The following is a 7,808-nucleotide window of genomic DNA, read 5'->3' as shown; positions in this document are numbered from 1 at the left end:
GCTCAGGCCCGCCTCGGCGGCCGCGACCGCGACCTGGACCTCGTTGGCCGCCGCCCGGACCAGGGCCTCGAGCTCGACCGGCACCGCCTCGGAGCCGACCAGGTGCAGGGCGGTGATCTCGTCGCCGATCAGGGCTGCGGCGACGTCCCCCGACTCGACCAGGGCCTCGGCGTCACCCTCGGGCTCGACCTCGACCGCCGTCACGTCGGCCCCGGGAAGGCCGGGGGCACCGAGCATCCGGAGCGCCGGTGGCAGATCGGCGTCGGGCTGCTGCGCCTCGGTGCCGAGCTCGGCGGCCCGCTCGACCACCTCGGCCGCGGCCTCGCCCTGCACCGCGACCCGGATGCTCGGGGTCTGGTTCGAGATGAGCACCGGGATCACGGTCGCCGCGATGACGAGCAGCAGCAGGAACAGGGTCGACCCGAGGAACGCCTTGTCCCGGAGCTTGACGGTGATCTCCCGCGCGGCCACCACGCGCACGGTCGTCCAGCCGCTCATCGCACGGCCTCCCGGAAGATCTCGGCGAGGGTCGGGACGACCGGGCTCATCTCACGGACCAGGCCGTGCCGCTGGGCCTCGGCGAGCAGGGCCTGGTCGTCGGCGTCCTCCGCGAGGTCCACGACGACGATCGTCCCGTCGTGCTCGTGCAGGCTCACCCCGGGCACCTGGTCGAGGAAGGCCGCCAAGCCCGACGGCGCCTCGGCCAGGGCTGCGGGGTCGCTCGCCGGACCGGTGGCCGGGTCCTCGGGGAAGGGGTCCACCCGCAGCCGGAGCCGCCGGCCGGCGCGTTCGGTCCGCAGGCCGTCAGCCTCCCCGGCGGCGACCACACGACCGTGGTCGATGATCACGACGTCGTCGCAGAGCCGCTCGACGAGCTCGAGCTGGTGGGAGGAGAAGAGCACCGGGACCCCGGCCGCGGCCCGCGAGCGCAGGATCTCGGCCATCGCGTCCACGGCGATCGGGTCGAGGCCGGAGAAGGGCTCGTCCAGGACGAGGAGGGTCGGCTCGTGCACCAGGGCGGCGGCGACCTGCACGCGCTGCTGGTTGCCCAGGGAGAGGGTCTGCAGCAGGTCCTGGCTGCGGTCCTCGAGGCCGAGGAGGTCGAGGAGGTCGGTCACGCGCCTCCGCGCCGTGGCGCCGTCCAGGCCGTGCACCCGGCCGAGGTACACCAGCTGCTCGGCGACCTTCATCTTGGGGTAGAGGCCGCGCTCCTCGGGCATGTACCCGAAGCGGCGTCGCATCCCCAGGTCGAGCTCGGTGCCGCCCAGCTCGACGCGACCGGAGTCCGGGGAGAGCACCCCCATGATGATCCGCATCGCCGTGGTCTTGCCGGCCCCGTTGGCCCCGACGAACCCGGTCATCCGCCCGGGGCGGACCGCGAAGCTCACGTCGTCGAGGGCTGTCCGGTCTCCGAAGGTGCGGGTGACCCCGCTGAGCGTGAGCTCTTCTGGCACGGCGCGCCCCTCCCGGTGGTTCGTGCAGCCGACCCTAGCCGCGGACGGCGGTTCGGGGCGTGTCAGGAGGGCGCGTGGTCCAGCAGGTCGGCCGCGGCGTCGCGGGCGCGGGTGAACGGGGCCTCGAGGGTGCCCATCCCGACCGTGACGATCGCGCCCTCGTAGAGGAGCATCAGGGTCTGGGACAGGGGCCCGGGGTCGCTGACCTCAGCCTCGGTGAGCAGGCGCTCGAAGACCTCGAGGAGCCACCGCTTCTGCCGCAGGGTCTCGCGGGAGACGGGGTGGTCGGGGTCGTCGCTCTCGGCGCGGGCGTTGACCGCGCTGCACCCCCGCGGGCTGTTCGCCGCGGACCACGTGGCTGCCGCGTCGAACACGGCCAGGACGCGGGCGGCCCCCCGGGCGGGGACCGTGGCGAGGACCCCCTCGAGGTGCTCGCGCCAGCGGTGGTCACGCTCCTGGAGGTAGGCCAGCACGAGGGCGTCCTTGGAGCCGAAGCGGTCGTAGAGGGTCTTCTTGGTGACCCCCGCGGCCTCGGCGATCGCGTCGACGCCGACCGCGTGGATGCCGCGGTCGTAGAAGAGGGTCGAGGCCGCCGTGAGCACGCGACGGGCGCCAGGGGTCATCGTCGGGAGAGGGTCGGGCGTCGCCATGGCCCAACTATACAGATCGGTATAGTCTCGCCGGATGAGTACACCGATCGGTATACCTGCTCGCGTCGCCGTGCCCCTCGCCTCGGTCGCCTTCGTGCTGTGCTGGAGCTCGGGGTTCCTCGGCGCCCGGCTCGGCAGCCACGACGCGCACCCCGTCACCCTGCTCGTGTGGCGCTTCGTCCCGCTGCTCGCGCTGCTGCTGGCCCTCGGAGCCTTGCGCCGACGCCGGTCCGGGCGCCGGCTCGAGCCCGGCGAGGTCACGACCCACCTGCTCGTCGGGCTGCTCTCCCAGGTGGGCTACGTGCTGCCGGTGTACCTCGCGATCGGCGCAGGCGTCGCCTCGGGCACCACCGCCCTCATCGACGCCGTGCAGCCCCTGGTCGTGGCGACGCTCGTCGGCCCGCTCCTCGGGCTCCGGGTGGTCGCCATGCAGTGGCTCGGTCTCGCGGCCGGCGCCGTCGGCGTGGTGCTCGTGGTCGGGGCAGACCTCGCCGCGGCCTCGGCCCCCGCCTGGGCCTACACCCTGCCGCTCGCGGCGATGGCGAGCCTGGTCGCGGCGACCTTCGTCGCGCGCCGTCGTCCGACGACGACCAGCCCCCTGACTGCGCTGACCCTTCACGCCGCCGTCGGGGTGGTCGTCATCGGCGGGATCGCGCTCGCCACGGGCACGGCGGCACCACCGGCCCAGGCCTCGTTCTGGGGCGTCGCGCTCTTCCTCGCCGTCGTCCCGAGCCTGGGGGGCTACGGGCTCTACTGGGCACTGCTCGCCCGCATCGGCGTCACGCGGCTCAACGCCCTGCTGTTCCTCGTCGCGCCGACCACCGCGGTCGCGGGCGCCCTGCTCTTCGGTGAGCCGTTCACCCTCGGGACTGCTGCGGGCCTGCTGCTCAGCGGCGTGGCCGTCGCCCTCGTGCTGGCCCACGAGCAGGAGCGCACCGAGCCCGTGCAGCTGGGGCGGGGTCGTGGGGCGGGGACGGCGGCCGCTGACCCCGCGTGGGCGAGGGAGCCGTCCCGGGCCGAGCGACTGCCCGCGTCGTAGGCTCGGGGAGTGACCCGTGACCAGGCCGCCCCGCGCGAGATCCACAGCTGGCTGACGGACATGGACGGGGTGCTCGTCCACGAGGGCAAGGCGCTGCCGGGGGCCGCGGAGTTCGTCCGGACCCTGCGCGAGGCCGGGCGACCGTTCCTCGTCCTGACGAACAACTCGATCTACACCGAGCGGGACCTGCGTGCCCGGCTCCGCGGCGCGGGGATCGACGTCCCCGAGGGTGCGATCTGGACCTCGGCCCTCGCCACGGCGCAGTTCCTGGTCGACCAGGTGCCCGGGGGCAGCGCCTACGCGATCGGCGAAGCCGGGCTGACCACGGCGCTCTACGAGGCGGGGTACACCCTCACCGAGACCGACCCGGACTACGTGGTGCTGGGCGAGACCCGCACGTACTCCTTCGAGGCGATCACCCGGGCCGTCCGGCTCATCCAGGGCGGGGCGCGGTTCATCGCGACCAACCCCGACGTGACCGGGCCCAGCGCCCAGGGGGACGTGCCCGCGACGGGCGCGGTGGCCGCGATGATCACTGCGGCGACCGGGCGGAGCCCCTACTTCGTCGGCAAGCCCAACCCGATGATGTTCCGCTCAGCCCTCAACCGGATCGACGCCCACTCCGAGACCACCGCGATGGTCGGGGACCGGATGGACACCGACGTCGTGGCGGGGATCGAGGCCGGGCTGCAGACCTTCCTGGTCCTCACCGGCTCGACCCGGGAGCACCAGGTCGAGACCTTCCCCTTCCGCCCCGGCGCCGTCGTCCCCTCGATCCAGGACCTCATCGGGCTCGTCTGACCGCCCACCTCGTGCTTCAGGGGGTGGGGGTGGTGCCGAAGTCGACGCGGGGGACGGCGCGGACCGCGGGGTCCTGGGCCTCGAAGTACTCGGCGCGGGCGAAGTGGAACATCCCGGCGACGATGTTCGCCGGGAACGTCTCGACCTTGGTGTTCAGGGCCCGCACGTTCGCGTTGTAGAACCGGCGGCCCGCCGCGATGCGGTCCTCGGTGTTGGTGAGCTCGGCCTGCAGCTGCATGAAGTTCTCGCTCGCCCGCAGCTGCGGGTAGGCCTCGGCGACGGCGAACAGCCGGCCCATCGCCTGGCTGAGCATGTCCTCCTGGGCGGCCTGCTCGGCCGGGCCCGCCCCGGGGCTCGCCGCCGCGGCACGCGCCCGGGTCACCTCGTCGAAGACGCCCCGCTCGTGGGCCGCGTAACCCTTGACCGCCTCGACCAGGTTGGGGATGAGGTCGTGGCGACGGTGCAGCTCGACGTCGATCTGGCGCCAGGCCTCCTGCACGAGGTTCCGCAGCCGGACGAAGCCGTTGTACGTCGCCACCCCCCACAGCAGCACGATCAGCACGATCGCGAGCAGGACGAGCAGGACGATGCCGATCGTGTCCACCAGAGCCTCCATCATCGGTTGAGTGGATCGTAGCCGTGGTCCTGCCACACGAAGCGGGGCACGGCCTCGACGATCGCGCTCATGACGTCCAGGCGTCGCGCGAGACCGTGCAGGTTCGGCGACCCCAGGGACCAGCAGAGCACGTCCTGGCCCTCGATCCGCAGCGCGAGGCCCTGCGCGTCCGGTCGCAGGAGGCGCTCCATGAGCCGAGGGTTCAGCACGTCGTGCGCGAAGCGCGGGTCCGGTGCCGCGACCCGCCAGGCGCGGTTGAAGTCCTCGGACTCGAACTGGATGTCCTGCGCGCCGAAGACCTTGGCGAGCCGAGCCCCGAGACCCTCCGGCGTCAGCTCGAGGTTCGGGAGGTAGGCCGGCAGGTGCAGGGCCGACACGTGGTAGGTGGTCGTGCTCCGGTTCTTCCCCGAGCCGGTCGTGTACCGGTAGGCGAACGAGACCGCCTGGCGGCCCTGGTACGTCCCCGTGACAACCCGGGTAGCCTGCCGCCCGCTGCCGATCCCGAAGGGCTGCCCGCGCCAGCGGGACACCAGCGACGGGTCGGAGCCCACGTAGGTCCAGCCGACCTGTGCCGCCCACTCCTTGGTCTTCTTGATCCCCCGGAAGTGCCACCACAGGCCGCCGAGCAGGACCACCGGGACGATCAGCACCATGCCGAGCGGGACGAGGAAGGAGAGGACACCGAAGAGCGCGTCGACCATCAGCGTCTCCCCTCCCGGGTGCAGATCACGGGGCGCTCAGGCCAGGCCGAGGTCGGCCAGGTCGAACAGGTAGTGGTAGCTCAGCCCCTCGGCCTCGATGCGCTCCCGGGCCCCGGTCCCGCGGTCGACGATCACGGCCACGCCGGCGACCTCGGCCCCCGCCTCGCGCAGGGCCTCGACGGCGGTCAGGACCGAGCCGCCCGTGGTGGAGGTGTCCTCGACGGCGACCACGCGCCGTCCGGCGACGTCGGGCCCCTCGATGCGCCGCTGCAGGCCGTGGGCCTTGCCCTCCTTGCGGACGACGAAGGAGTCGAGGTCCTGCCCGCGCGAGGCCGCGGCGTGCATCAGCGCCGTGGCGACCGGGTCCGCCCCGAGGGTCAGGCCACCGACGGCGTCGACCTCCTGCGTGCCCAGGCCGACCTCCTCGAGCCGGTCCAGCAGCAGGTGCCCGACGAGGGGCCCCGCGCGGTGGTGCAGCGTCACGCGGCGCAGGTCGACGTAGTAGTCCGCCTCCCGCCCCGAGGACAGCGTCACCCGGCCGTGCACCACGGCGAGCTCGGTGATGAGCGCGCGGAGCTGCTCGCGGGGCGTGGGTCCGAAGGCGTCGTTCACGCGGTCAGGCTAGCGGTCCTCGGTGCTCTCCTGGGCGACGTGCCGGCGCAGGCGCCGGTCCCCCGAGATCGCCCGGATCGCCGCCCGCGGCAGCAGCCGGGTGACCTCCGAGACGATCCCGTAGCGCAGGCTCGGCGTCGAGATCACCGCGCCGCGGCGCACGTCGGCCAGGGCGGCGGCGACCACGGCGTCGGCGTTGAGCCACGCGAGTTCGGGGTACCCCTCCTGGTCGATGCCGGCCCGCTCGTGGAACTCGGTGTGCACCAGGCCCGGGCACAGCGCGGTGGCCGTCACGCCCGTGCCGCGCAGCTCGACCGCGAGGGCCTCGGTGAACACCCGCACCCAGGCCTTGTCCGCCGAGTAGGTGCCCATCGCGGTGAGGGCCGCGATCGAGGAGACGTTGACGATCGCCCCACGGCCGCGCTCGACCATGGCCCCGGCCGCGGCGTGCGAGAGCACCATGACCGCACGGACCATCACCTCGTGGGCGTCCAGGTGGGCGTCCAGGTCCCCACCGACGAAGCGGGAGCCCACCGAGAGCCCTGCGTTGTTGACCAGCAGGCTGACCGGGTCCTCGGTGCTGCGCAGCCGATCGGCGACGCGGGCGACCTGCTCGCGATCAGCGAGGTCGGCGGGGAGCACCTCGGCGTGCACCCCGGCGGCGGCGCGCAGCTGGCTCGCCAGCCGCTCGAGACGGTCTTCGTTCCGGGCGACCAGCACGACGTCGTGCCGGGCTGTGGCGAGCTGCCAGGCGAACTCCAGGCCCAGGCCAGCGCTCGCACCGGTGATCAGGACGGTAGCCATGCGGCCACCCTACGCAGTGGCCCCGGGCGGACGGGCGAGGTCGGGCGGATCGGAGGTGAAGGTGTCGAGGAGGTACGCCGTCCTCGGCCCCGCGGGGCCGTCCGCCCGGCCGCGGGGCCGTCAGCCCCGGGCGGTACCGTGCTCGCCATGCGGATCGCGACGTGGAACATCAACTCGGTCCGGGCTCGCGCCGACCGTGCCGTGGCCTGGCTCGAGAGCAGCGGCACCGACGTGCTGGCCCTGCAGGAGACCAAGTGCAAGGACGAGCAGTTCCCGCACGCGGTCTTCGAGGCCGCGGGCTACGAGGTCGCCCACGTCGGTCTCAGCCAGTGGAACGGCGTCGCCGTGGTCTCCCGCGTCGGGATCGAGGAGGTCGAGGTGGCCTTCCCCGACCAGCCGGGGTTCGGCGAGGACGGCCCCGTGGTCGAGGCGCGCGCCCTGGGGGCGACCTGCGGCGGGGTCCGCGTGTGGAGTCTGTACGTGCCGCACGGCCGGTCCCCGGACCACCCGCACTACGCCTACAAGCTGGCCTGGCTCGAGCAGCTGCGCCGCAGCGCGGCAGGCTGGCTCGAGGCGGACCCGGCGACGCAGACGGCCCTGCTGGGCGACTGGAACGTCATCCCCTACGACACCGACGTCTACGACGTCACGGCCTTCGAGGGCCACACCCACGTGACCCAGCCCGAGCGCGACGCCTTCTTCGCCTTCGCCGACGCCGGCTTCACCGAGGTCTCCCGGGTGCACGTCCCCGAGGAGGGCAGGTACACCTACTGGGACTACCAGCAGCTCGCCTTCCCCAAGAACAAGGGCCTGCGGATCGACTTCGCCTACACCTCCCCCGCGCTGACCGACCGGGTCACCGGGGTGTCGATCGACCGCGAGGCCCGCAAGGGCAAGGGCGCCTCGGACCACGTGCCCGTCGTGGTCGACCTCGAGGACTGAGCCGCACGGGGGACGCCCGCGCCAGGAGGACGGTCCGGCCAGTAGGTTGACTCGCATGAGCACGCCGCACGGGGGCTACGGCCTCGATCCCCACTCGCGCCCCGGAGGCGACGACCCGTCGGCAGGGGCCAACCCGTACGCCCCGCCCGCGGGCGGGTCCGGCGACGTGCCGCCGCCCCCGCCCGGGTA

Annotated in this window: 9 protein-coding genes and 1 pseudogene; 3 read left to right on the top strand and 7 right to left on the bottom strand. The window is 73.5% G+C overall.

Annotated elements, in window-relative coordinates:
- From L0B03_RS11035 to L0B03_RS11025, 3 genes and pseudogenes are all read right to left on the bottom strand, one after another.
- Positions 1 to 498, bottom strand: a pseudogene (locus L0B03_RS11035) (hypothetical protein); the annotation flags it as partial.
- Entirely contained in the window at positions 495 to 1,454 is a 960-nt protein-coding gene (locus L0B03_RS11030) for an ABC transporter ATP-binding protein (protein WP_250445845.1), read from the bottom strand. The pseudogene L0B03_RS11035 and the gene L0B03_RS11030, both read right to left, overlap by 4 nt.
- A gap of 62 nt (positions 1,455 to 1,516) precedes the next feature.
- A complete protein-coding gene (locus L0B03_RS11025) occupies positions 1,517 to 2,104 on the bottom strand; it encodes a TetR/AcrR family transcriptional regulator (RefSeq protein ID WP_250445844.1) in 588 nt (195 codons plus the stop codon).
- Between the two features lie 34 nt (positions 2,105 to 2,138).
- Between L0B03_RS11025 and L0B03_RS11020 the strand changes: the two genes are divergently transcribed.
- Positions 2,139 to 3,143, top strand: coding sequence for a DMT family transporter (locus L0B03_RS11020; protein ID WP_250445843.1), 1,005 nt, complete (start codon positions 2,139 to 2,141; stop codon positions 3,141 to 3,143).
- Positions 3,144 to 3,203: 60 nt separating this feature from the next.
- Positions 3,204 to 3,944 (top strand): HAD-IIA family hydrolase, encoded by a 741-nt coding sequence (locus L0B03_RS11015; RefSeq protein WP_250445846.1) that lies wholly within the window; start codon positions 3,204 to 3,206, stop codon positions 3,942 to 3,944.
- Positions 3,945 to 3,960: 16 nt separating this feature from the next.
- Here L0B03_RS11015 and L0B03_RS11010 read toward each other — a convergent pair whose 3' ends face one another.
- Genes L0B03_RS11010 through L0B03_RS10995 form a run of 4 tightly spaced genes read right to left on the bottom strand, consistent with a single transcriptional unit; the run spans position 3,961 to position 6,677 of the window.
- Positions 3,961 to 4,548, bottom strand: a complete 588-nt coding sequence (locus L0B03_RS11010) for a LemA family protein (protein ID WP_250445842.1) — start codon at positions 4,546 to 4,548, stop codon at positions 3,961 to 3,963.
- Between the two features lie 11 nt (positions 4,549 to 4,559).
- A complete protein-coding gene (locus L0B03_RS11005) occupies positions 4,560 to 5,261 on the bottom strand; it encodes a DUF3137 domain-containing protein (RefSeq protein ID WP_250445841.1) in 702 nt (233 codons plus the stop codon).
- 36 nt (positions 5,262 to 5,297) lie between these two features.
- Positions 5,298 to 5,873 carry an orotate phosphoribosyltransferase gene (pyrE, locus tag L0B03_RS11000; RefSeq protein ID WP_250445840.1) on the bottom strand — a complete coding sequence of 192 codons (576 nt, stop codon included), beginning with the start codon at positions 5,871 to 5,873 and terminating at the stop codon, positions 5,298 to 5,300.
- Between the two features lie 9 nt (positions 5,874 to 5,882).
- On the bottom strand, positions 5,883 to 6,677 hold the full coding sequence (locus L0B03_RS10995) for an SDR family oxidoreductase (RefSeq protein ID WP_250445839.1): 795 nt from the start codon (positions 6,675 to 6,677) through the stop codon (positions 5,883 to 5,885).
- 147 nt (positions 6,678 to 6,824) lie between these two features.
- Here L0B03_RS10995 and L0B03_RS10990 point away from each other — a divergent pair, with 147 nt between their 5' ends.
- Positions 6,825 to 7,619, top strand: coding sequence for an exodeoxyribonuclease III (locus L0B03_RS10990; RefSeq protein WP_250445838.1), 795 nt, complete (start codon positions 6,825 to 6,827; stop codon positions 7,617 to 7,619).
- The last annotated feature ends 189 nt before the right edge of the window (positions 7,620 to 7,808 follow it).

This window comes from Actinotalea sp. C106 (assembly GCF_023630195.1).
Taxonomy (GTDB): domain Bacteria; phylum Actinomycetota; class Actinomycetes; order Actinomycetales; family Cellulomonadaceae; genus Actinotalea.
The sequence above is the reverse complement of the archived record's forward strand: the minus strand, read 5'-3'. Positions and strand labels throughout refer to the sequence as shown.

Excerpts from the sequence above, each read along its gene's own strand:
- L0B03_RS11020 (WP_250445843.1), top strand. The coding sequence starts at position 2,139 with ATGAGTACACCGATCGGTATACCTGCTCGCGTCGCCGTGCCCCTCGCC.
- L0B03_RS11005 (WP_250445841.1), bottom strand. The coding sequence starts at position 5,261 with ATGGTCGACGCGCTCTTCGGTGTCCTCTCCTTCCTCGTCCCGCTCGGC.
- L0B03_RS10990 (WP_250445838.1), top strand. The coding sequence starts at position 6,825 with ATGCGGATCGCGACGTGGAACATCAACTCGGTCCGGGCTCGCGCCGAC.
- L0B03_RS11025 (WP_250445844.1), bottom strand. The coding sequence starts at position 2,104 with ATGGCGACGCCCGACCCTCTCCCGACGATGACCCCTGGCGCCCGTCGC.
- L0B03_RS11015 (WP_250445846.1), top strand. The coding sequence starts at position 3,204 with ATGGACGGGGTGCTCGTCCACGAGGGCAAGGCGCTGCCGGGGGCCGCG.
- L0B03_RS10995 (WP_250445839.1), bottom strand. The coding sequence starts at position 6,677 with ATGGCTACCGTCCTGATCACCGGTGCGAGCGCTGGCCTGGGCCTGGAG.